Origin of the sequence: Intestinirhabdus alba, assembly GCF_009711095.1 — a bacterium.
GTDB lineage: Bacteria > Pseudomonadota > Gammaproteobacteria > Enterobacterales > Enterobacteriaceae > Intestinirhabdus > Intestinirhabdus alba.
On the sequence record NZ_WMJZ01000004.1, the window covers coordinates 65671 to 86796 of the forward strand.

A 21126-nucleotide genomic window follows, 5' to 3' on the forward strand; every position below is an offset into this window, starting at 1 on the left:
TCCCGCTCCTTACTGCTTCAGTTTGGGATCGAGCGCGTCACGCAGACCGTCACCCATCAGGTTAAATGCCAGCACCGTCAGCAGGATCGCCAGGCCAGGAAAGGTCACCACCCACCAGGCGCTTTGCGCAAACTGCAGCACGTCGGAGAGCATGGTGCCCCACTCCGGCGTCGGCGGCTGCGCGCCCATGCCGAGAAAGCCCAGCGCGGCCATGTCGAGAATGGCGTTGGAAAAGCCGAGGGACGCCTGCACGATCAGCGGCGCAAGGCAGTTCGGGAAGATATTGACGAACATCTGGCGTATCGCCCCGGCTCCCGCCACGCGCGAGGCGGTAACGTAGTCGCGGTTGACTTCCACCAGCACCGCGGCGCGGGTTAAGCGCACATAGTGCGGCAGCGCCACGAAGGTCAGCGCCAGGGCGGCATTGCCGATAGAGGGGCCAAAAATCGCCACCAGCACCAGCGCCAGCAGCAGGCTCGGCAGCGCCAGCATGATGTCGACGAGGCGCATAATCACGCTGTCGATAATGCCGCCGAAGTAGCCGGCAATCAGCCCGAGCACAATACCCATCACCAGCGACAGTACCACCACCAGGCAGCCCACCAGCAGCGACAGGCGCGCGCCGTACATCAGGCGCGACAGCACGTCGCGGCCCACGTCGTCGGTGCCCAGCAGGTGCGCCATACTGCCGCCCTCCTGCCACGCGGGCGGTGCCAGCAGCATATCGCGGAACTGTTCCGCCGGGTTGTACGGGGCGAGAAGGCTGGCGAAGAGCGCAATCAGGATCATTACGACCACGTACGCCAGCCCGATCACCGCTCCCTTATTGCGCTTAAAATAGTGCCAGAACTCCTGCAGCGGGGTCATCGGCACCGGCGCGGCAATCGCTTTGTTTTCAGTAATCTGTGACATGTTACCCCCTTACTTCTTATGCCGGATGCGCGGATTGATCACGCCGTACAGCAGATCCACCAGCAGGTTGACGAAGATAATCATCGTCGCCACCAGCAGCACCCCGCCCTGCACCACCGGATAGTCGCGGCGCTGCAGCGCGTCGATTAGCCAGCGCCCCAGGCCGGGCCACGAGAAGATGGTTTCGGTGAGGATCGCCCCGGCCAGCAGCGTGCCCACCTGCAGGCCGATAACGGTGACCACCGGCAGCATGGCGTTGCGCAGAGCATGAACCACGATCACCCGCATCCGCGCCAGCCCCTTGGCGCGCGCGGTGCGGATGTAATCCTCGCCCAGCACTTCGAGCATCGACGAACGGGTCATACGCACGATAACCGCCAGCGGAATAGTGCCAAGCACCATCGCCGGCAGGATCATATGCGCCAGCGCGTCGGTAAAGTTGCCCTCTTCGCCCCAGATGGCGGTGTCGATCAGCATAAAGCCGGTCAGCGGGTTGCTGTCGTCAAGGAATACGATGTCGCTCACCCGCCCGGAGACCGGCGTCAGGTTCCAGTGCACCGAAACCAGCATGATAAGCATCATGCCCCACCAGAAGATCGGCATCGAGTAGCCGGTCAACGCCAGGCCCACCGCGGTGTGATCGAAAACAGAGCCGCGCTTTACCGCGGCCAGCACGCCCACCGGAATGCCGACCGCGGTGGCGAAAATCATCGCGCAGACCCCCAGCTCCAGGGTGGCCTTAAAGCGCGGCACGAACTCCTCCCACACCGGCAGGCGGCTTTTCAGGGAGATGCCGAGATCGCCGTGCATCACCCCCCAGATGTAGTGGAGGTACTGCCGCCACATCGGCTTGTCCAGACCCAGCCCGGCCAGCAGCTGGGCGTGGCGTTCAGGGGAGATCCCGCGCTCGCCCGCCATGATCATCACCGGATCGCCGGGGATCATATGGATAAAGGCAAAGGTGAGAAGGGTAATACCGATAAACGTGGGGATAACCAGCCCCAGACGGCGGAGAATGAACTGCAACATAGCCCGGACTCTCTCTCATGACGCCCGGCCTGGTGGCAGGACGTCTGTATTGCTCACAAAAGCAAACGCCCTCCTCCCATTGGGAAAGGGGTTAGGGTGAGGAGCGGCTTTTCCACCCTCACCCCGGCCCTCTCCCTCATGGGAGAGGGGGCGGATTACTTATTATTCGATAGAGACGTTTTCGAAATGGTGCTTGCCTAATGGATCGACCACGTAGCCTTTAACCTCTTTACGCACCGGCTCATAGACGGTGGAGTGGGCCACGATCAGCGCCGGTGCCTGGTCGTGCATCATCACCTGAGCCTGCTGATAGAGCGCAATACGCTTATTGTGATCGTCAGCGGCGCGCGCCGGCTGGATCAGATCCTCAAACGGCTTGTAGCACCAGCGGGAGTAGTTGGAGCCATCCTTCGCCGCCGCGCAGCTGAACAGGGTGGCGAAGAAGTTATCCGGGTCCCCGTTGTCGCCGGTCCAGCCCATCATCACCGCCTGGTGCTCCCCCGCCTTAGCGCGCTTCAGGTACTCGCCCCACTCCCAGGTAACGATTTTGGCCTGCACGCCGATCTTCGCCCAGTCCGCCTGAATCATCTCCGCCATCCGCCGCGCGTTCGGGTTGTACGGACGCTGTACCGGCATCGCCCACAGCTCAACGGTGAAGCCCTTCTCCTGGCCCGCCTCCTTCAGCAGCGCTTTGGCCTTTTCCGGGTCCCAGGGATAGTCCTTCACCTCGTCGTTATAGCCCCACATGGTGGGCGGGATCAGGTTCTTCGCGGCGACGCCCGCCCCCTGGTAAACCGCCTTGATAATCGCCTCTTTATTCACCGCCAGGATCAGCGCCTGACGCACCTTCAGGTCGTCAAACGGCTTCTTCTCGGTGTTAAAGGCGAGGTAGCCGACGTTCAGGCCCGCCTGTTCCATCAGGTTGATGCTCTTGTCCTGCTTCATGCGCGCAATATCCGCCGGGTTCGGATACGGCATCACCTGGCACTCGTTCTTCTGCAGCTTGGCGTAACGCACGGAGGCATCAGGCGTGATGGAGAAGACCAGCTGGTCAATCTGCGGCTTAGTGCCCCAGTAGCCCGGGAAGGCTTTATAGAGAATACGGGAGTCTTTCTGATACTGCTGCAGCTGGAACGGACCGGTGCCGATGGGGTTGAGATCGATTTTCTCCGGAGTGCCCGCCTTCAGCATGGCGTCGGCGTACTCTTTGGACATAATAGAGGCGAAATCCATCGCCAGATCGGCGAGGAACGGTGCTTCCGGGCGCGTCAGCACGAACTGGACGGTGTAGTCATCTACTTTTTTCACTTCGCTTATCAGCTCCGACAGGCCCATCCCCTCAAAGTATTCATAGTTGCCGCCGGACACCTGGTGGTACGGGTTTTGCGTATTTTTCTGCCGGTCGAAGGTGAACACCACGTCGTCGGCGTTCATCTCGCGCGTCGGTTTAAACGCTTTATTGCTCTGCCACTTCACGCCCTTGCGCAGGTGGAAGGTGTAGATTTTGCCGTCTTCGCTGATGTCCCATTTTTCCGCGAGGCCGGGAAGCACTTCGGTGGTGCCGATTTTAAATTCAACCAGCCGGTTATAAATCGGCACCGAGCTGGCGTCATAGGTCGTACCGGAGGTAAACAGCTGCGGGTTAAACCCCTCCGGCGAGCCTTCTGAACAGTAGACCAGCGTTTTGGCCTGAACGCCTGCGGCGCAGGCCAGGGCCACCAGGCTCAGGCCAAGCTTCAGCATCCCTGACGTTTTCAAGGAAATATTCATTCTTCTGCTCCAGATGTGATGTGTGTTGTTTTACCCGTTGCAGCGGGCTTACGCCGCCTGACCTTTTTTATTTCTACCCGGTCGGGTCGGCATTAAGAGATGGGACGCCGTGCGTATAAACGGCTGAGCTGCTGTCCGGTTCTTCCCTGAAACTCGCCCCTTATGGGCATCAATCTGTCAACAGAATGTGAAAAGGTCAATACAACTAACGATGTTTTGCAACAACAGTGCGAAATCCCAGGCAAAGATTAAAAAAACAGCATGAGCTTATTCTCAGCGGAGAAATTTATGCTACCCGCTTAAACCCAGAATAAAACGCTGGATATGGAATCGGTCATGGTGATTAATTTTTATGCATCTGATAAGGAATTTCTGACTAAGCGCTGCATAAGTGAGCGACTGTTAGCGATCGCATGTATTTTCGGGCACGTGTGGTTCTACTGCCCACTCCCGCAAAACCTGCCGCTATCGCACAAAAACGAGCTAATTTTATTGCGCGCTATCCTGCAGCGCTGCGCATGGAGAGGGAAGTGGAATAAGGCGCTCGGGTCGAACCTCCTCCCCCGGAGCTTCTCATCCTCCCGAACGCCGGATGCAAAAAAGCCCGCTCTGAGAGCGGGCTTTTCGAATCTGGTCGGTGCCAGAGGATGACTCACCGCTGCGCGGCTCGCCCTGCGGGCCGTTGCTGGCGCAACGTTCCCTCGCGGCGCTCGGGTCGAACCTCCTCCCCCGGAGCTTCTCATCCTCCCGAACGCCGGATGCAAAAAAACCCGCTCTGAGAGCGGGCTTTTCGAATCTGGTCGGTGATAGAGGATTCGAACCTCCGACCCCTTCGTCCCGAACGAAGTGCGCTACCAGGCTGCGCCAATCACCGAATGCGGGGCGCATCTTACTGCTCAGCCATGCCCCCGTCAATCCCTTATTGCAAAAAGCAGCTTAATCGGTGAGAAAGTCAGCACTCCACTTACTCAACCGCCGCTTTCTGCCCCTCCGGAACATAACACCAGTTGTTGTTCTCGTTAATGCCGCCGTCCGGCGACGTATAGCCCAGGCAGCCCATAATGGTGTCGTACAGCTCCACGTGGCGGCGCATGACGTTCTTATCCGCCGCCTGCTTCAGGCGGGCGAAGGCGCTGGCGTTACGCGGATTTTCCAGATACTTATCGGACATCCAGACCATCATCGGCACCCGGAACTGCTCCGGCGGAGCCATCAGGCGCGGCGTGCCGTGCAGGTGTTCCCGCTCGTTGATCGATTCGCCGTGGTCGGCGGCGTAAAACACAATCGCCTTCTTATCGCGCACCTGGTCAATCACGCTGGCGATAAAGTGGTCCACATACGCCACCGAATTGTCATAGGAGTTGATCATTTTCGCCTTGCTACATCCGCTGTCAACCCCGATACATTCAGGCGTCCACCGCGCATAGCTGCGCGGATAGCGCTGGGTATAGTTAAAATGCGAACCTTTCGTATGCATAATAATTAAGTGCTTACCCTCAGGGTGGCTCTCCAGCGACTTCTGCATTTCATCAACCAGCAGCATATCGTCAACGGTTTTGCCGCGGTTACGCGGCTCGGCACCGATTTGCTCACGATAAGAGATACTGTCCGCCATCGTATTGCTATAAAACCACATCTCACTCTGCATGGCGTAGAGATCGGAGCTAAAGCCCAGCTGTTTCAGCACCGCAAAGATATTCTGCTCTTTCAGTGTGCGCTGCGGGTTCTCTTCCGCCCCCCCCTGCCGGACAAACATACAGCGCAGGGAGAGCTTAGTGGCGGTATCACAGGATTCACCGCGGAACGCCGCCAGGTTTTTCTCCTTTGCCAGTTCCGGCGTCGTATCGCGTCCGTAGCCGAAAAGTCCCATATGATCCCAGCGGGTTGTCTCACCGATAATAAACACGACAAGGGTCTCTTCACCGTCCTTCGGGGCAACGTAGGTGAACTTCTTCGCGGGATTCATCAGCGACTTATTATCTGAGGACTCATCCACCTGCGCCCAGGCATAAAGCCCTAACGCAGAAAGCCAGTTCGAGGGCAGATAAGAGTTGGCGACAACGCCGCCGTAGCTGGGCAGATCGACGCCCGTCGCCCGTTCAACGCTTTTTTGCTGCACGTCAAGCAGGCGAATGGGTGCCCAGACCATCAGGCCGGCAAGGCCGACCACCAGGATGCTGCGAAAGCGCTGGCCGGGAGTGCGCAGCTGGCGCAGCAGGGTGTAACGGCAGCGGTTGCTCCAGATAAAAATGAGCGGCAGGGCGCTCACCGCCACCAGCCACAGTATGAAATGCAGGCCGATAACCTCTTTGGATAAATCAATATCGGTGGTCATCACTGAGGCGATAATGCCATAGCCAATCACCACGTTCAGGAAGGTCATGTAATAGCTGGCACCCGCGGAAAAGAGGACCAGCAGGGTGGCTAAAATACGCCAGACGCGCCGTCCGAACAGCGACAGAAGGCGCAATAAAAAGAAGGTCACCAGCACGGTGGCCCCCAGCTCAACAACCGCAGAAATCCCTTTCCAGACGGTAAATTCCTGCGCGTAGCTGCCGAAACGACGATAAAAAACCGCGCAGTTCATAAAAAGGCCGATATAGAGCGCAAGCAATAAGCTGAGCTTTTGCTGCGTCATCGATTTGATATATCTCATGCAAACAGACCCTGGAGATCGGGGTGAAAACGCACTGCGCGGCGACAAAAAGGCCTGGCAGCGGGATTAAAGTGGCAACAGCATATGTGAGAAATCCGACAAGTGCGAAGAAGTAGACCACAGCCGAACTAAAAAGTGTCGATAAAGTTGGCGGTCACGAATGATTTTTACAAAACGCTGCTCCGGATACAGAAAGCAGCGCCAGCGGGTCACCCTGCAAGGCGGTTAATCTCAGAGAGGGCGGCACGCTAAAGCCAGCGTTACCGCTGGCTTCAGGTTGGGGACAAAGAGGGAAAAAATGTGGTTTTTCCCTCTTTGTGGTTAGCAGCCGAAAATCAATGAATTGATTTTCCTTGTTTATTTTTGTGGTGATTATGGCCGAACGAGTTCGGCCTGGGATTTGTCATCAGTCTCAAGCCAGCGTTACCGCTGGCTTTTATCATAATGCCCGTCCCGCGAAGAGATCAGGCGTGGGCGGCGTTCAGCGCCTCACGCTTCGGCTGGCGGATGGTGGTGGACAGCGCCAGGGAGAGAATAAGCAGGGCAAAAATCACGCAGAAGGTGATGTAAAAGCCGCCGAACAGCGAGGCGATAATCGAGCCGCAGATGCTGCCGATACCGAAGCCCAGGTAAATCACGCCGTAGTTTTTCGCCAGGTTGTTCAGACCGAAGAACTCGCTGACCAGCGACGGGAATACCGTAATAGTACCGCCGAAGTTAAAGGCAACGCAGGCGATGGCGGCAAAGAAGGTCAGCTCGTTCAGCGGTGCAAAAAGCAGCGCCGCCATACCGATCAGGGAGATCGCCTGGCCGAGCGTGATAACGCGAATACGGGCGATTTTATCGGACAGGATCCCCAGCACCAGACGGCCGGAGAGGTTAGCCACCGAGATAACCGTAACGGCGTTCGCGGCGGTTATCGCATCCAGATGCGCCAGCCCCTGGGCAATATCTTTCGCCACGCCGATCACGTACAGGCCGCTCATACAGGCGGTCAGGAACATCACCGCCAGCATCCAGTACTGGGGTTTGCGCATCGATTCCGCCAGGGAGTAGTCGTTCTCCACCACGCCGTTGGTCGTTTTAACCTCCTGATGCGGCGCGTCTTTCATCAGCGTCGCCCCAAAGACAATCATCACCAGCACGATCGCGCCCCAGATCAGGAAGGTTTTTTCCAGACCGACAGAGGCCAGCAGCTGGCTGTCGATAAACTTAAAGCCAAGGCTGCCCAGGCCATAGGAGCCAATCGCAAAGGCGGAGATCAGCCCCTTACGCTCCGGGAACCACTTCACGCAGTTGGAGAGCGTTAACAGGTAGCCCGCGCCGTCGGCCAGGCCGACCAGCACCCCGGCGCTCAGCCACAGCATCAGCAGGCTGCCGGAGTGGGCGGTTAAAAAGAAACCGACACCCAGTAAAATCCCCGATGCCATGGTGACGCGCCTGACGCCGAAACGCTCCTGCAGCTTCCCGGCGATGGAGGAGGAGAGCGCAAGGCCGAGGCTCAACAGGCCGAAGGAAAACGCCACCTGGCTGACCGGCGCGTCCAGCTTCGCGGAGAGCGCGCCGTTAAACAGGCTCCAGGTGTAAACCGAACCGAGGGCAAACTGAGTGATAATCGTGCCGAGTAGCGTCAGCCACCGGGTACGCTGATAGTGTGAAGTTGTCATGGCCGTCTTCCTGTATAAATAAAGGAACTTTCTCTGTGGACTACCATAGCGAAGCGCGCTGAGCGCCAGGGGAAAATGGCATGAAATGCCATCAGAGCGGAATGAAATGCCAGAATTACGGAATGAATGACGAGACGGACGGCGCTGGCGCTTGACATCGGTTAAGAGAGACAGCCTAAATGTTCTTTTTTAAGCCGGCTCGTCAAGGCGGGCCAGATGAAGATAGATACGGCAGAGGACAAATATGGAACGTTGCGGCTGGGTTAGTCAGGATCCCCTTTATATCGCCTACCATGACAAGGAGTGGGGCGTCCCCGAAACCGACGGCCGAAAGCTGTTCGAGATGCTTTGCCTGGAGGGACAGCAGGCCGGATTGTCCTGGATAACCGTACTGAAAAAGCGCGAGAACTATCGCACCCATTTCCACCGCTTCGATCCCGTTCGCGTGGCGGCCATGGGGGAAGAGGACGTACAGCGCCTGCTGCTGGAACCCGGCATTATCCGCCACCGGGGTAAGATCGAGGCCATTATCGGCAACGCCAGGGCCTGGCTGGCCATGGAGGAAAACGGCGAGCCATTCGCTGACTTCGTCTGGTCCTTTGTGGATAACCAGCCGGTCATCAGCCGGGCCGCCAGCCTTAGCGAAATTCCCACCTCCACACCGGCGTCCGACGCGCTGTCAAAAGCGCTCAAAAAACGCGGCTTTAAGTTTATCGGCACCACCATCTGCTACTCCTTTATGCAGGCGTGCGGGCTGGTTAACGATCATATCACCGGCTGTATCTGTTACCCCGGAGCGCAACGTGATTCGCAAATCCCGTAGTAGCGACACGGCGGCCGTTCTGGCGCTGTGGCTGGAAAGCACCATTTACGGCCACCCCTTTATTCCACAGCGCTACTGGCGCGAGAGCGAGGAGGTCGTACGCGACACATACCTGCCCGCCGCGCAAACCTGGCTCTATGAAGAGGACGACAGGCTGCTGGGCTTCGCCAGCGTTATCGACGCGCGCTTTCTGGGGGCGCTGTTCGTGGCACCGCTGGCGCTCAGAAGCGGCGTCGGCACCGCGCTGGTCCAGCATACTCAGCGGCGCTTTTCCACCCTCAGCCTTGAGGTGTACCAGAAAAACCGCACCGCCGTGCATTTTTACCACGCCAGAGGCTTTCAAATCGAGGACGCCGCCTGGCAGGAAGAGACCCGCCAGCCCACCTGGATCATGTGCTGGCAGGCGGATCAAACGCCGTAAGCGGCAGGGGCGGTGCGCCCGATCGCGCACCGCCTCATGCAGCGGATGGAACCGGGCAGCGCCCCGCGGGAAGAAAATATGCGTTCGCCATCGGTTTCCACCAGAATGGGTGCCCAGTGGGCGGCGGTTAAGATTGGGCCTTTTGTTGACAAATTACGCGCTCCGGCAGATGAATCATCTTTATTTTTTTAGCAGACAATATTACTGGCAAATTTCAGAGATATCCCTGGAATATTCTTCAACTTAAGAGGGCATAATCAGTCGCCACCTCGCCGTGGCGAAAATAAAAAATCATAAAGGAAATAAAATGAAAAAACGTGTTTTAGCGATTGCTGTTCTGGTCAGCGGCGCTCTGGCGGTATCCGGCTGCACCACTAATCCTTACACCGGCGAGCGCGAAGCGGGTAAATCCGGCATCGGAGCGGGCATCGGCACGCTGGTCGGCGCGGGTATCGGCGCGCTCTCCTCGTCGAAGAAAGATCGCGGCAAGGGCGCGCTGATCGGCGCGGCGGCCGGCGCGGCCCTCGGCGGCGGTGCTGGTTATTATATGGACGTCCAGGAAGCCAGGCTGCGCGAGAAAATGCAGGGCACCGGCGTCAGCGTTACCCGCAGCGGCGATAACATCATCCTCAACATGCCGAATAACGTCACCTTTGATAGCAGCAGCGCCACCCTGAAACCGGCGGGTGCCAACACCCTGACCGGCGTGGCGATGGTGCTGAAAGAGTATCCTAAAACGGCGGTTAACGTGTCGGGCTATACCGACAGCACCGGCGGCCAGGCGCTGAACATGCGCCTTTCGCAGCAGCGCGCCGACAGCGTGGCCAGCGCCCTGATCGTCCAGGGCGTGGCCGCCGAACGCATCCGTACCAGCGGCATGGGTCCGGCGAATCCCATCGCCAGCAACAGCACCGAAGCGGGCAAGGCGCAGAACCGTCGCGTTGAAATCACCCTCAGCCCGATTCAGTAACGGGCGTCCAGCGCCGCCCCGGTTTGCGCAGGGGTGGCGCTTTTTGCCTCAGTATGGCTAACTTTAGGCTGTGTCCTTTAACCGTTACCTACGGAGAGCCGCATGAAGCCGTCCATTATTCTCTATAAAGCGTTACCTGACGATTTACTGCACCGCCTGGAGAGCCATTTCACCGTGCACAGACTGCCGGATCTGCGGCCGGAAACGGTGGCGCAGCACGCGCAGATCTTTGCCTCCGCCGTTGGCCTGTTAGGGTCCGGCGACGCCGTTGACCAGGCGCTGCTGGAGAAAATGCCCCGGCTGCGCGCCGCGTCGACCATCTCCGTTGGCTATGACAATGTCGATGTAGATGCCCTTAACGCCCGCGGCGTGCTGCTGATGCATACCCCGACCGTGCTGACGGAAACCGTGGCCGATACCGTCATCGCGCTGATGTTAAGCGCCGCCCGTCGCGTGGTGGAGGTGGCCGAACGTGTCAGGGCCGGCGAGTGGACGACAAGCATCGGGCCGGACTGGTTCGGCTGCGACGTGCATCATAAGACGCTGGGCATTGTTGGCATGGGTCGCATCGGCCTCGCGGTGGCGCAGCGCGCCCACTTCGGCTTCAATATGCCGATTCTCTACAACGCCCGCAGCCGCCATCCGGAGGCGGAGTCACGCTTCAACGCCCGCTACTGCGAGCTCGACGCCCTGCTGCAGGAGGCGGATTTTGTCTGTCTGATCCTGCCGCTCACCAAAGAGACGCACCGGATGTTCGGCACCGCGCAGTTCGCCACAATGAAAAAATCGGCAATATTTGTTAACGCCGGGCGCGGGCCGGTGGTGGACGAGGCTGCGCTGATTGCGGCGCTGCAGCGCGGCGAGATCCAGGCGGCGGGGCTGGACGTTTTCGACCAGGAGCCGCTGCCGGTTGATTCACCGCTGCTGTCGCTGCCCAACGTGGTGGCAGTGCCGCACATCGGCTCGGCCACCCACGAGACGCGATACAATATGGCCGCCTGCGCGGTGGATAATCTGATTGATGCTCTGCGGGGTAAGCCAGAGAAGAACTGCGTTAATCCGCAGGCGGCGAAGTAAGAGCGGACGACGGCCCTGCGCCGTACAGGGCAGGGTTAACGGATAACGCCGGTGCCGAAGGGTAACCGCCCTTCGGCACCCACGTTTAGCGCATCGCATTCACTGCGGCGGTCCAGGCCTGGGTAAACGCCTGGTGCTGGGCGGCCAGCGGGCCGATAAGCGCGTTGTACTGGCTTGCCTGCTGGGAGGTTGGAAACTGAATGCCGTTCGCCACAAAGCTCACCCGGGTATCCTGCCGGGCCACGAATTCACCAACCTGCACCAGCTGCTGAGTGAAGGTTTGCGCCGCCGGGATGAGCGGCTGCAGCGCCTGTGCCGGTACGGTGACCACCTTGCTGTAAACGCGATCGAAAACCGGCTTCAGATCGTCGGCCTGCTTCAGCGCGCCGTGGGCCGCATCGGCCTGCTGCTTCGCGTTCTGCAGCTGTTGCGCCAGCACCCCCAGCGAACCGTTCATCTGACGCAGCGGCTCATATTGCGTGACGTAATCCCGTGGCGTACGGATCGCGTTCACGCTGTCCACCACCGGCCGCAGGCCCGAATCCATCGCCTGGTTCACCTGCTGCGAATAGCCGTACAAAATCGCATAGTCGGAAACAAACGGGCCAAACTGTTTTTTCTGATCGGTGGTCAATGCCGGCAGCCGTTCACCGCTGCGCATCGCCGTATTTTGCAGGAAATCGATAAACGCTTTACGCTGATCGCCTTCTTTATCAAAACACCCGCTCAGGCTAACCACCATTAATAGCGCCACCAGAGGCGCAAACCAGCGAGAGCAGGACTTACCTGTCGCCATTTTAATACTCCTTTCAGCCAAAAAATGCGCACAACGGCACCTGCGTGCCTGACGCCGATAAGAATAGTCCAGGACCGCTTCTCAGGATACCCTTATCCGCGTTTCTTGTCGCAGTGCGCCATCGCCAGCAGCGGACCTGCGCACAAATGTTATTACATTGTTAATCACATCACATTTAACGGCATCTCTGCACCGCCGCCTGGCGTTATAAAGCTTCTGATTAACCAAACTTTTTTCGTGTCACCGCCCCTTTACCTCGCTAAATCGTACGATTATCGCACGCTAACGGCGGCGGGATGATTGCCCGCCCGCACCTTCAATGTTTTGATTAAGTGAACGATAAACGAATAACTGTTCGGTAATCGCACATTTAATCAGCGCCTGCGGTGGAAAATACTCATCGCCTCCGTCCCCGCCGTGCTTTAGCAGGAATAACCGCATGACAAATAAAAAAACGGATATTCAGGTGTTTATCAATGAACACCCCTTTTCGAAATATCAGTGGCTGATCCTCGTGCTGTGCTTTATCACCGTCGCGATGGATGGCTTTGATACCGCCATTATTGGCTTTATCGCCTCCGACCTGGTGCAGGAGTGGGGCGTTGAGAAATCGGCGCTCGGCCCGGTTATGAGCGCCGCGCTGGTCGGTCTGGCGGCGGGTGCGCTGACCGCAGGCCCGCTGGCGGACAAAATTGGCCGCAAAACGGTGCTGATCGTGTCGATTGTCGTCTTTGGCGGATTCAGCCTGTTGACGGCCTTTGCCGATACGCTGAATCAGCTGACCGCGCTGCGCTTCCTTACCGGGCTGGGGCTGGGTGCCGCCATGCCTAACGCCGCCACGCTGATGAGCGAATATGCGCCGGAGCGGCGTCGCGCCCTGCTGGTAAACCTGATGTTCGTCGGCTTTCCCATCGGCTCGTCGCTGGGCGGCTTTATCTCCGCCTGGCTAATCCCCCACTACGGCTGGCAAAGCGTGCTGATTCTCGGCGGAGCAATGCCGCTGGCGCTGGCCGTGGTGCTGGTTTTCCTGCTGCCGGAGTCGGCCCGCTACCTGGTGGTAAAAAACCGCCCTCAGCAGCAGATCGCCGCCATTCTGCGCCGTATCGCCCCGCTGGCGGAAGGCGCACGCTTCGTTCTGCATGAGGCGGGTCAGGTCAAAGAGAAATCGGCGCTGGGGGTGATCTTTTCCCGACGCTACGCCGTCGGCACCGTGATGCTGTGCCTGACCTACTTTATGGGGCTGCTGATTTTCTATCTCCTGACCAGCTGGCTGCCGCTGCTGATCCGCGAAACGGGAGCCACGCTGAGCCAGGCCTCGATCATCACCGCGCTGTTCCCGCTCGGCGGCGGTATCGGCGTGCTGGCGCTGGGCGCGCTGATGGACAAAATGGACCCCAATAAAGTGGTGGCGGTAGGCTGGCTGCTGACCGGCCTCTTCGTCTGCCTGGTGGGCTTTTCGACCAGCAGCCTGGTGCTGATGGGCGTCATGGTGTTTATTGCCGGAACCATCATGAACGGCGCGCAGTCCTCAATGCCCGCGCTGGCCGCCGGATTTTACCCGACTCAGGGCCGCGCCACCGGCGTCGCCTGGATGCTGGGCCTGGGCCGCTTCGGCGGTATTCTCGGGGCGTTCAGCGGTGCCTTCCTGATGCAGGCGCAGCTCGCTTTTGAAACGATCTTCACTCTGCTGGCGATTCCGGCATTCGTCTCCGCCCTGGCGCTGATGGTGAAATACCGGGCGGCAAGACGGCAGACGCTCAGCGCCCCGCCCGCGGAGGCCCCCGACAGCGCGGCACAAAAAGCCTGACGCCTTTCCGGCGGGACCTTTCCCGCCGGAAAACGTACTCTGCCTAACATATTTACATTTTATTTAACAGCCGGATAAAGCGTCTTTTATCAGATCGTTAGCAGGCTAAAAATCAGCTTCTCCCGGCAAACGGCGCGGGCTGACGGGGCCGGCGGCCTGTTTCCGTCGCCCGAAATCATGATTTATGACTATTCTTACTTTGCTTTGATAAATTTACGATCCCGCTGTGTGATGTACAGGAGTTCTCAATGGAATATAAAGATCCGATGTTTGAGCTGCTGAGCAGCCTGGAAAAAATTGTTTTTAAAGATGAAACGCCCAGAGCTACCCTGACGCTTAAGCCTAACGCCTTCACCGAGTTTGAACAGCTACGCCGAGGTACAGGGCTGAGAACCGCCGATTTTGCCCGCGTGATGGGCGTGACAGTTTCGACGGTTCAGGAGTGGGAGTCCAGGCGCGTGAAGCCCTCCAGCACTGAGCTGAAGCTAATGCGCCTGCTCCAGGCGAATCCGGCATTAAGCAAACAACTGATGGATTAAGTTTTTACATTTATACCCGGACGGTCCTGTCGCAGGACCGTTCTCCGCCCTCAGAAAAGGAAAAAAGTAAAATAAAAGTTGCATCACCTGGCGTTACATGAGTTAATGCGTATCAACGGTTTGACGTACAGACCATTAAAGCAGTTTAGTAAGGCAGTCCCTTCAAGAGTTATCGTTGATACCCTCGTAGTGAGCATTTCCTTAACGCTTAAAAAATCTGTAAAGCACGCCAATACGCCGAAAGGCACACTTATTTTTTAAAGGTAATACACTATGTCCGGTAAAATGACTGGTATCGTAAAATGGTTCAACGCTGACAAAGGCTTCGGCTTCATTACTCCTGACGATGGCTCTAAAGACGTGTTCGTACACTTCTCTGCTATCCAGAACGATGGCTACAAATCTCTGGACGAAGGTCAGAAAGTGTCCTTCACCATCGAAAGCGGTGCCAAAGGCCCGGCAGCTGGCAACGTAACCAGCCTGTAAGCTCTAAAAAAGCTCAGAATAAGACATCCCTGCCGTTCGGCGGGGATTTTTTTATGTTTTTTTTGTCTTTGCATTACTTTACCCACCCCCGCTTTGACTCTCCCCTTAGGGTAAGCTTTATCGTTATCCCCCTTTTTTTCATATGGAATTGCAGCTATGCCAAAATTTTCATTGCCGCTACTTCTGGGGCTGGCGATCGGCGGCAACGCCTTCGCCGCAGCGCCGGAGTCCGCCTTTCTGGCGGAGCACGGGCTTGCCGGGAAATCCGTTGAGCAGATTATCGACGCCATTGACCAGACGCCGCAGCCCCGCCCGCTGGCCTATTCCGCCTCCGTTACCGGCACCGGGCTGAAGCTCTCGGACGGAGAGCGCGCCTATACCCTGCCGCTGGGCGATAAGTTCTACCTCTCCATTGCCCCTTACCAGCATCAGACGCACCCCTGTTTTAACCACAGCCTTTCCGGCTGCCAGGGAGAGATGCCGAACGCCACCTTTGACGTTAAGGTCACCGACAGCAAGGGGCAGGTCGTCCTGCAGAAAGCGATGACAAGCTATCAGAATGGTTTTATCGGCCTGTGGCTACCGCGCAATATGGAAGGCGCGGTCGAGGTGCGCTACAACGGCAGGAAGGCCGTGTTGCCGATAGAAACCCGGGATGACAGCCAGACCTGCCTGACCGGGCTGCAGCTGCTGTAGGCCGGATGCGCGAAAGTAGAATAACGATGGAAAGCCGCGCCTGCGGACGCGGCTTCCATTAGCCATAAAAAAACCTGCCCGAAGGCAGGTTTTTCAGCCGCAGCGGCGGGTTACTGCAGCAGCGAAATATCCGCCACCTGCAGGAACAGCTCGCGCAGTTTAGAGAGCAGGGTCAGACGGTTCACCCGCACGCTCTGGTCTTCAGCGTTAACCATCACGTTCTCGAAGAACTCATCCACCGGCTCACGCAGGGACGCCAGCTCAATCAGCGCATCCTGGTAGCGGCCTTCGGCAAAGTAGGGCTGCAGCTTGTCGCGCAGCACCACCAGATTGCCCGCCAGCTTGATCTCAGCGGCCTCTTTCAGCACCGAGGCGTGAACGATATCGTTCAGCGTTTCGCTGGATTTCGCCAGGATGTTGGAGACGCGCTTGTTCGCCGCCGCCAGCGCGGCAGCCTCTTCCAGGGTGCGGAAGTGCGATACCGCCTTCATCCGGGCATCGAAGTCCGCCGGACGGGTCGGACGACGCGCCAGCACCGCCTGAATGGTGTCCACGGTGTAGCCTTCGTCCTGATACCAGGCGCGGAAGCGGCCGAGCATAAAGTCGATAACATCATCAACTACGTTGCTGTTGGTCAGCTTGTCGCCGTACAGACGCACCGCCTCTTCGGTGAGGGTCTGCAGATCCAGATTGAGGTTCTTCTCAACGATAATGCGCAGCACCCCGAGCGCGGCGCGGCGCAGGGCAAACGGATCTTTATCGCCTTTCGGATGCTGGCCGATACCAAAGATGCCCGCCAGGGTGTCCATCTTATCGGCAATCGCAACCGCGCAGGCTACCGGGTTAGACGGCAGGTCATCACCGGCAAAGCGTGGCTGATACTGCTCGTTGAGCGCCACCGCCACGTCTTCCGCTTCGCCGTCGTGGCGCGCGTAGTGCATTCCCATCACGCCCTGGGTGTCGGTAAACTCGAAGACCATGTTGGTCATCAGGTCGCACTTGGAGAGCAGACCTGCCCGGGTGGCGTGATTCACGTCAGCGCCGATCTGCCCGGCAATCCAGCCCGCCAGCCCCTGAATACGGTCGGTTTTGTCGCGCAGCGTGCCCAGCTGCTGCTGGAACAGCACGCTCTGCAGGCGCGGCAGATGATCTTCAAGTCGCTTTTTGCGGTCAGTGTTAAAGAAGAACTCGGCGTCCGCCAGGCGCGGGCGCACCACCTTTTCGTTACCGGCGACGATCTGCTGTGGATCTTTCGATTCGATGTTGGCGACGAAGATGAAGTTCGGCAGCAGCCGGCCCGCGTCATCGTAAACCGGGAAATACTTCTGGTCGCCCTTCATGGTGTACACCAGCGCTTCGGACGGCACCGCGAGGAACTTCTCCTCGAACTTCGCCGTCAGCACCACCGGCCATTCGACCAGCGAGGCCACCTCTTCCAGCAGGCTTTCGCTCAGATCGGCGTTGCCGCCAATTTTACGCGCCGCCGCTTCGGCATCGGCCTTGATTTTCGCCTTCCGCGCTTCGTAGTCGGCGATCACCTTGCCGCGCTCCAGCAGGATCTGCGGGTACTGGTCGGCATTATCGATGGTGAACTCCGGCTCGCCCATAAAGCGGTGGCCGCGAATTACACGATCGGACTGAATACCCAGAATGGTTGCCGGAATGACTTTGTCACCCAGCAGCAGGGTTACGGTGTGCACCGGACGCACGAAGTGGACGTCAGAGTTCCCCCAGCGCATCAGTTTCGGGATCGGCAGCTTCGCCAGGGCGGTGGCGATCATCTCCGGCAGCAGCGCTTCAGCGCTTTCGCCTTTGACGTGGGCGCGGTAGAGCAGCCACTCGCCCTTGTCAGTGGTCAGGCGCTCGGCCTGTTCCACGCTGATACCGCAGCCCCGCGCCCAGCCTTCGGCCGCCTTGCTCGGCTTGCCCTCAGCGTCAAACGCCTGAGCGATGGCCGGACCGCGCTTTTCGACTTCGCGATCGGGCTGCGAGTCGGCAAGCGCCGCAATCTTCAGCGCCAGGCGGCGCGGCGCGGCGAACCACTCAACGTTGCCGTGGGCGAGGCCGGCGCTATCCAGCTCCGCGGTAACGTTCGCAGCGAAGGACTCCGCCAGGCTGCGCAGGGCTTTTGGTGGCAGCTCTTCAGTGCCAATTTCCACCAGAAAAGTTTTTTCAGACATGGCCGCCTCTTATTTCTCTTTATTGCACATCGGGAAGCCAAGGGCTTCGCGGGAAGCATAATAGGCTTCCGCCACGGCTTTGGTCAGGGTGCGAATGCGCAGAATATAGCGCTGACGCTCGGTAACGGAGATGGCTTTACGCGCGTCCAGCAGGTTAAAGCTGTGCGCGGCCTTCAGAATACGCTCGTAGGCGGGCAGCGGCAGCGGGTTTTCCAGCGCCAGCAGCTGCTGCGCCTCTTTTTCGTACTGCCCGAAGCAGGTGAACAGGAAGTCGACGTCGGCGTATTCAAAGTTGTAGGTGGACTGCTCCACCTCATTCTGATGAAACACGTCGCCGTAGGTGGTTTTCCCAAGCGGGCCGTCGCTCCAGACCAGGTCGTATACGCTGTCCACGCCCTGAATATACATCGCCAGGCGCTCCAGCCCGTAGGTGATTTCACCGGTAACCGGCTTACACTCCAGGCCGCCAACCTGCTGGAAATAGGTAAACTGGGTGACTTCCATCCCGTTCAGCCATACTTCCCAGCCGAGGCCCCAGGCACCCAGCGTCGGGTTTTCCCAGTTGTCTTCCACAAAACGGATATCGTGGATGGTCGGGTCCATACCCAGCTCTTTTAATGAACCCAGGTACAGCTCCTGAATATTGTCCGGAGAAGGTTTAATCACCACCTGGAACTGATAGTAGTGCTGCAGGCGGTTCGGGTTTTCGCCGTAGCGGCCGTCGGTAGGACGACGGGAGGGCTGAACGTAGGCGGTAGCCATTGGCTCCGGCCCGAGGGCGCGCAGACAGGTCATCGGATGAGAGGTGCCCGCACCGACCTCCATATCTAATGGTTGTACGATGGTGCAGCCCTGGCGAGCCCAGTAATCCTGTAAGGTCAGGATCAGGCCCTGGAAGGTCCTGGTATCAAACTTTTGCATAATATTTCGTGCTGGATACGTGTGGATTTAAGGAAGGGTTCAGTATACCCGCTGGCTGCAAGATATACAGTATATAACGGGAAAAAGCGGGTTTTTGCGTATGGAAAGGGGTAAAAACTGGCCATCCGCGCCGAAAGCGCAGACAAAACGCCCTTTACGATGAGATTACCCCGCCGTACGTCGATATTATCGCGCCAAACCGATAGCGCCCTTTTACGATCTGCGGCAGGCAACACGGGAAAAAACCGTTAATCTCCCTATTATTGTCCGTACGAGGAGCGAAGCTGCGTATCGCCACGGGTTTACCTGAATGGCGGAACCTGGCGCAGCGTCGGGCGACCCCTGTTTACTATGGCGTCTGAGGAACCAATGCAGCCAAAAATTTTGTGGATTGATAATCTGCGAGGGATCGCCTGTCTTATGGTGGTGATGATTCATACCACCGCCTGGTATATCACCAACGCCCGGAGCATCAGCCCGCTCAGCTGGGAGCTGGCTAACGTGCTGAACTCGGCCTCCCGCGTCAGCGTGCCGCTGTTCTTTATGATTTCCGGCTACCTGTTTTTCGGCGAGCGCGGCGCGCGGCCGCGTCATTTTCTGCGCATTGCGCTCTGCCTGCTGTTCTACAGCGCCGTCGCGCTGGCCTACATCGCGCTGTTTACTCCCATTAGCGCAAAGCTGGCCCTGCAGAACCTGCTGCACAGGCCGGTGTTCTATCACCTGTGGTTTTTCTTCGCCATCGCCGTTATCTACCTCGTATCGCCGCTGATTCAGGTAAAAAACGTCAGCGGCAAAATGCTGCTGGCGCTGACGGTCATCCTTGGCATCGTTGCCAACCCGAACACCCTCACGCAAAAAATCGACGACGTGACGTGGCTACCGGTAAATTTATATATTAACGGCGATACCTTCTATTACCTCCTGTACGGTATGCTCGGCCGGGCGCTTGGCATTATGGAAACCCGAAAAAGCACGCTGACCTGGCTCAGCGCCGCGCTGTTGGTTTTTGCGGTGGGAGGAATTGCCTGGGGCACCCGCCACGAGCTGCTCTGGCGCGGCAATTTCGCCGACACCTGGTATCTCTACTGCGGCCCGCTGGTGTTTATCTGCGCCGTTTCGCTGCTGACGCTGGTAAAAAATAGCCTCAGCGACCGCGTGGTCCCGGGGCTGGGCGTTATTTCCCGCCACTCGCTGGGTATTTATGGCTTTCATGCGCTGATTATTCACGCCCTGCGCACGCACGGTTTCGATATTAAGGCGTGGCCTGCTCTGGATATCGCCTGGATATTCAGCATCACGCTCATAATAAGCTTGCTGCTTTCGATAATGTTACGGCGCATTGACAGGCGCGGGCTGGTCAGCTGAGAGGGACGACGCCCGGCAGCTTATGCCCGTCATACTTCAGGTTGCATGTGCGTTGGCTTCGGGTTACTCGTCTCATCCATGAGACTCGCCCTGACGGGCCGCCGCTGCGCGGCGTTCAAATCTGCTCCGGGCAGATTTGTCGCTCACCCCGGTCACTTACTCCAGTAAGCTCCAGGGGATTAATGAGAGACAGCCTGCGGCTGTTCAAAACGCGCTGCGTTTTGTCCTGCAACCCGAATTATTTAGGGTATATGCCGGGCTTTTCGGCTTATTCAGGCAGATCTTCAGCGTTCGCAACCTCCGCAGGCTCTTTTGTCCGCTCAATGCCGCCATCGCGAATATTTTTCTGTACGGCTACCGTGCCAAACAGGCTTAAGAAGAAGGCCAGCCCGTAAAATCCTTTTTCACTTAGCAGGAGGGTGGCATTCCATAAGCCGACAATCAGCAGTGCGACGGAGATAATAAAAGCGGCAAGACAGGTGATGTAATAAATGGGAGTGGTTGGGATGCCTTCATATTTGTCCCGCACCGTCTTTTGATATGACGCGGAAGAAAAAAGCCCCAGCACTAAAACAGCAAAGTAGTATCCCTTTTCATTTAACTGCATTTCGGCATTCCACAGCCCCAGCAGATAAGTCCCAATACCACCAACCAGCGCGATCCATGAAACAATACTAAATGCCGGTGAGTAGGTTGAACTTTTACTATCCATATAATTTTCCTTTTCCATTGAGAAAACGGCGTAATCACCATAACGCGCCGAAAGTTTAGCCCTGTTGCGGTTAGACTATCATGCAAAATAATAGATTAAAAAATTATTTCAGTTCCAGCTTTCATTGTGGTTGTCCGCGGCCAGGCGCTAAGCCACCTCCGACCCGCGAAGGAAAGATGGCGTCGGATAGTACTCCGGCAGGCGCAGCCGATAAGAAAAGTTCGGTATTGCGAAAATAAAGCGCACCGATAAAAAAGGTCAAAACAATCGCAATTAAAAACATTCCCTACACGAATAAA

The 21126-nt window shown here is 57.8% G+C and carries 18 protein-coding genes, 1 tRNA gene and 1 other RNA gene; 9 read left to right on the top strand and 11 right to left on the bottom strand.

Features of this window, described 5'->3' with window-relative positions; genetic code table 11:
- Positions 1 to 9 precede the first annotated feature (9 nt).
- From dppC to GJV78_RS04200, 7 genes are all read right to left on the bottom strand, one after another.
- Positions 10 to 912, bottom strand: a complete 903-nt coding sequence (dppC, locus tag GJV78_RS04170; protein WP_155107145.1) for a dipeptide ABC transporter permease DppC — start codon at positions 910 to 912, stop codon at positions 10 to 12.
- 9 nt (positions 913 to 921) lie between these two features.
- Positions 922 to 1941 carry a dipeptide ABC transporter permease DppB gene (gene dppB / locus GJV78_RS04175; RefSeq protein ID WP_155107146.1) on the bottom strand — a complete coding sequence of 340 codons (1020 nt, stop codon included), beginning with the start codon at positions 1939 to 1941 and terminating at the stop codon, positions 922 to 924.
- Positions 1942 to 2103: 162 nt separating this feature from the next.
- Positions 2104 to 3711, bottom strand: coding sequence for a dipeptide ABC transporter periplasmic-binding protein DppA (gene dppA, locus GJV78_RS04180; RefSeq protein WP_155107147.1), 1608 nt, complete (start codon positions 3709 to 3711; stop codon positions 2104 to 2106).
- Between the two features lie 631 nt (positions 3712 to 4342).
- A non-coding RNA gene (locus GJV78_RS04185) (RtT sRNA) lies at positions 4343 to 4475 on the bottom strand.
- A gap of 33 nt (positions 4476 to 4508) precedes the next feature.
- A tRNA-Pro gene (locus GJV78_RS04190) sits at positions 4509 to 4585 on the bottom strand.
- Between the two features lie 90 nt (positions 4586 to 4675).
- Positions 4676 to 6367, bottom strand: coding sequence for a kdo(2)-lipid A phosphoethanolamine 7''-transferase (gene eptB / locus GJV78_RS04195; RefSeq protein WP_155107148.1), 1692 nt, complete (start codon positions 6365 to 6367; stop codon positions 4676 to 4678).
- A 464-nt stretch (positions 6368 to 6831) separates the two neighbouring features.
- On the bottom strand, positions 6832 to 8034 hold the full coding sequence (locus GJV78_RS04200; protein ID WP_155107149.1) for an L-lactate MFS transporter: 1203 nt from the start codon (positions 8032 to 8034) through the stop codon (positions 6832 to 6834).
- A gap of 244 nt (positions 8035 to 8278) precedes the next feature.
- Here GJV78_RS04200 and tag point away from each other — a divergent pair, with 244 nt between their 5' ends.
- The 4 genes from tag (at position 8279) to ghrB (ending at position 11325) form a co-directional block, all read left to right on the top strand.
- Entirely contained in the window at positions 8279 to 8857 is a 579-nt protein-coding gene (gene tag / locus GJV78_RS22915) for a DNA-3-methyladenine glycosylase I (RefSeq protein ID WP_167519368.1), read from the top strand.
- Positions 8838 to 9278, top strand: a complete 441-nt coding sequence (locus GJV78_RS04205; protein ID WP_167519369.1) for an N-acetyltransferase — start codon at positions 8838 to 8840, stop codon at positions 9276 to 9278. Before tag ends, GJV78_RS04205 begins: the two co-directional genes overlap by 20 nt.
- Before the next feature lie 307 nt (positions 9279 to 9585).
- On the top strand, positions 9586 to 10248 hold the full coding sequence (locus GJV78_RS04210) for an OmpA family lipoprotein (protein ID WP_155107151.1): 663 nt from the start codon (positions 9586 to 9588) through the stop codon (positions 10246 to 10248).
- Between the two features lie 102 nt (positions 10249 to 10350).
- Entirely contained in the window at positions 10351 to 11325 is a 975-nt protein-coding gene (gene ghrB, locus GJV78_RS04215; RefSeq protein WP_155107152.1) for a glyoxylate/hydroxypyruvate reductase GhrB, read from the top strand.
- Between the two features lie 85 nt (positions 11326 to 11410).
- On the opposite strand, the gene GJV78_RS04220 is transcribed toward ghrB, so the two are convergent.
- Entirely contained in the window at positions 11411 to 12121 is a 711-nt protein-coding gene (locus GJV78_RS04220) for a DUF3053 domain-containing protein (RefSeq protein WP_155107153.1), read from the bottom strand.
- Between the two features lie 439 nt (positions 12122 to 12560).
- On the opposite strand from GJV78_RS04220, the gene GJV78_RS04225 reads away from it, so the two are divergent.
- From GJV78_RS04225 to cueP, 4 genes are all read left to right on the top strand, one after another.
- Positions 12561 to 13928 (top strand): MFS transporter, encoded by a 1368-nt coding sequence (locus GJV78_RS04225; protein WP_155107154.1) that lies wholly within the window; start codon positions 12561 to 12563, stop codon positions 13926 to 13928.
- A gap of 248 nt (positions 13929 to 14176) precedes the next feature.
- Complete coding sequence (locus tag GJV78_RS04230; protein WP_155107155.1) at positions 14177 to 14467, top strand: HTH-type transcriptional regulator; 291 nt, start codon at positions 14177 to 14179, stop codon at positions 14465 to 14467.
- 273 nt (positions 14468 to 14740) lie between these two features.
- Positions 14741 to 14953, top strand: a complete 213-nt coding sequence (gene cspE, locus GJV78_RS04235) for a transcription antiterminator/RNA stability regulator CspE (RefSeq protein WP_000014594.1) — start codon at positions 14741 to 14743, stop codon at positions 14951 to 14953.
- Positions 14954 to 15109: 156 nt separating this feature from the next.
- Positions 15110 to 15649, top strand: a complete 540-nt coding sequence (cueP, locus tag GJV78_RS04240) for a copper-binding periplasmic metallochaperone CueP (RefSeq protein ID WP_155107156.1) — start codon at positions 15110 to 15112, stop codon at positions 15647 to 15649.
- Positions 15650 to 15759: 110 nt separating this feature from the next.
- Here cueP and glyS read toward each other — a convergent pair whose 3' ends face one another.
- Positions 15760 to 17829 carry a glycine--tRNA ligase subunit beta gene (gene glyS / locus GJV78_RS04245; RefSeq protein ID WP_155107157.1) on the bottom strand — a complete coding sequence of 690 codons (2070 nt, stop codon included), beginning with the start codon at positions 17827 to 17829 and terminating at the stop codon, positions 15760 to 15762.
- A gap of 9 nt (positions 17830 to 17838) precedes the next feature.
- Complete coding sequence (gene glyQ, locus GJV78_RS04250) at positions 17839 to 18750, bottom strand: glycine--tRNA ligase subunit alpha (RefSeq protein WP_155107158.1); 912 nt, start codon at positions 18748 to 18750, stop codon at positions 17839 to 17841.
- A 369-nt stretch (positions 18751 to 19119) separates the two neighbouring features.
- On the opposite strand from glyQ, the gene GJV78_RS04255 reads away from it, so the two are divergent.
- Complete coding sequence (locus GJV78_RS04255) at positions 19120 to 20115, top strand: acyltransferase (RefSeq protein ID WP_155107159.1); 996 nt, start codon at positions 19120 to 19122, stop codon at positions 20113 to 20115.
- 268 nt (positions 20116 to 20383) lie between these two features.
- On the opposite strand, the gene yiaA is transcribed toward GJV78_RS04255, so the two are convergent.
- Positions 20384 to 20827: an inner membrane protein YiaA gene (gene yiaA, locus GJV78_RS04260; protein ID WP_155107160.1), complete on the bottom strand. Its 444-nt coding sequence runs from the start codon at positions 20825 to 20827 to the stop codon at positions 20384 to 20386.
- Positions 20828 to 21126: the final 299 nt, after the last annotated feature.

What these genes read in the sequence shown, in the direction of transcription:
- GJV78_RS04210 (WP_155107151.1), top strand. Translation starts at nt 9,586, where the DNA reads ATGAAAAAACGTGTTTTAGCGATTGCTGTTCTGGTCAGCGGCGCTCTG.
- dppC (WP_155107145.1), bottom strand. Translation starts at nt 912, where the DNA reads ATGTCACAGATTACTGAAAACAAAGCGATTGCCGCGCCGGTGCCGATG.
- glyS (WP_155107157.1), bottom strand. Translation starts at nt 17,829, where the DNA reads ATGTCTGAAAAAACTTTTCTGGTGGAAATTGGCACTGAAGAGCTGCCA.
- cspE (WP_000014594.1), top strand. Translation starts at nt 14,741, where the DNA reads ATGTCCGGTAAAATGACTGGTATCGTAAAATGGTTCAACGCTGACAAA.
- eptB (WP_155107148.1), bottom strand. Translation starts at nt 6,367, where the DNA reads ATGAGATATATCAAATCGATGACGCAGCAAAAGCTCAGCTTATTGCTT.
- glyQ (WP_155107158.1), bottom strand. Translation starts at nt 18,750, where the DNA reads ATGCAAAAGTTTGATACCAGGACCTTCCAGGGCCTGATCCTGACCTTA.
- GJV78_RS04220 (WP_155107153.1), bottom strand. Translation starts at nt 12,121, where the DNA reads ATGGCGACAGGTAAGTCCTGCTCTCGCTGGTTTGCGCCTCTGGTGGCG.
- ghrB (WP_155107152.1), top strand. Translation starts at nt 10,351, where the DNA reads ATGAAGCCGTCCATTATTCTCTATAAAGCGTTACCTGACGATTTACTG.
- cueP (WP_155107156.1), top strand. Translation starts at nt 15,110, where the DNA reads ATGCCAAAATTTTCATTGCCGCTACTTCTGGGGCTGGCGATCGGCGGC.
- tag (WP_167519368.1), top strand. Translation starts at nt 8,279, where the DNA reads ATGGAACGTTGCGGCTGGGTTAGTCAGGATCCCCTTTATATCGCCTAC.
- dppA (WP_155107147.1), bottom strand. Translation starts at nt 3,711, where the DNA reads ATGAATATTTCCTTGAAAACGTCAGGGATGCTGAAGCTTGGCCTGAGC.
- GJV78_RS04200 (WP_155107149.1), bottom strand. Translation starts at nt 8,034, where the DNA reads ATGACAACTTCACACTATCAGCGTACCCGGTGGCTGACGCTACTCGGC.
- GJV78_RS04225 (WP_155107154.1), top strand. Translation starts at nt 12,561, where the DNA reads ATGACAAATAAAAAAACGGATATTCAGGTGTTTATCAATGAACACCCC.
- yiaA (WP_155107160.1), bottom strand. Translation starts at nt 20,827, where the DNA reads ATGGATAGTAAAAGTTCAACCTACTCACCGGCATTTAGTATTGTTTCA.
- GJV78_RS04230 (WP_155107155.1), top strand. Translation starts at nt 14,177, where the DNA reads ATGGAATATAAAGATCCGATGTTTGAGCTGCTGAGCAGCCTGGAAAAA.
- dppB (WP_155107146.1), bottom strand. Translation starts at nt 1,941, where the DNA reads ATGTTGCAGTTCATTCTCCGCCGTCTGGGGCTGGTTATCCCCACGTTT.
- GJV78_RS04255 (WP_155107159.1), top strand. Translation starts at nt 19,120, where the DNA reads ATGCAGCCAAAAATTTTGTGGATTGATAATCTGCGAGGGATCGCCTGT.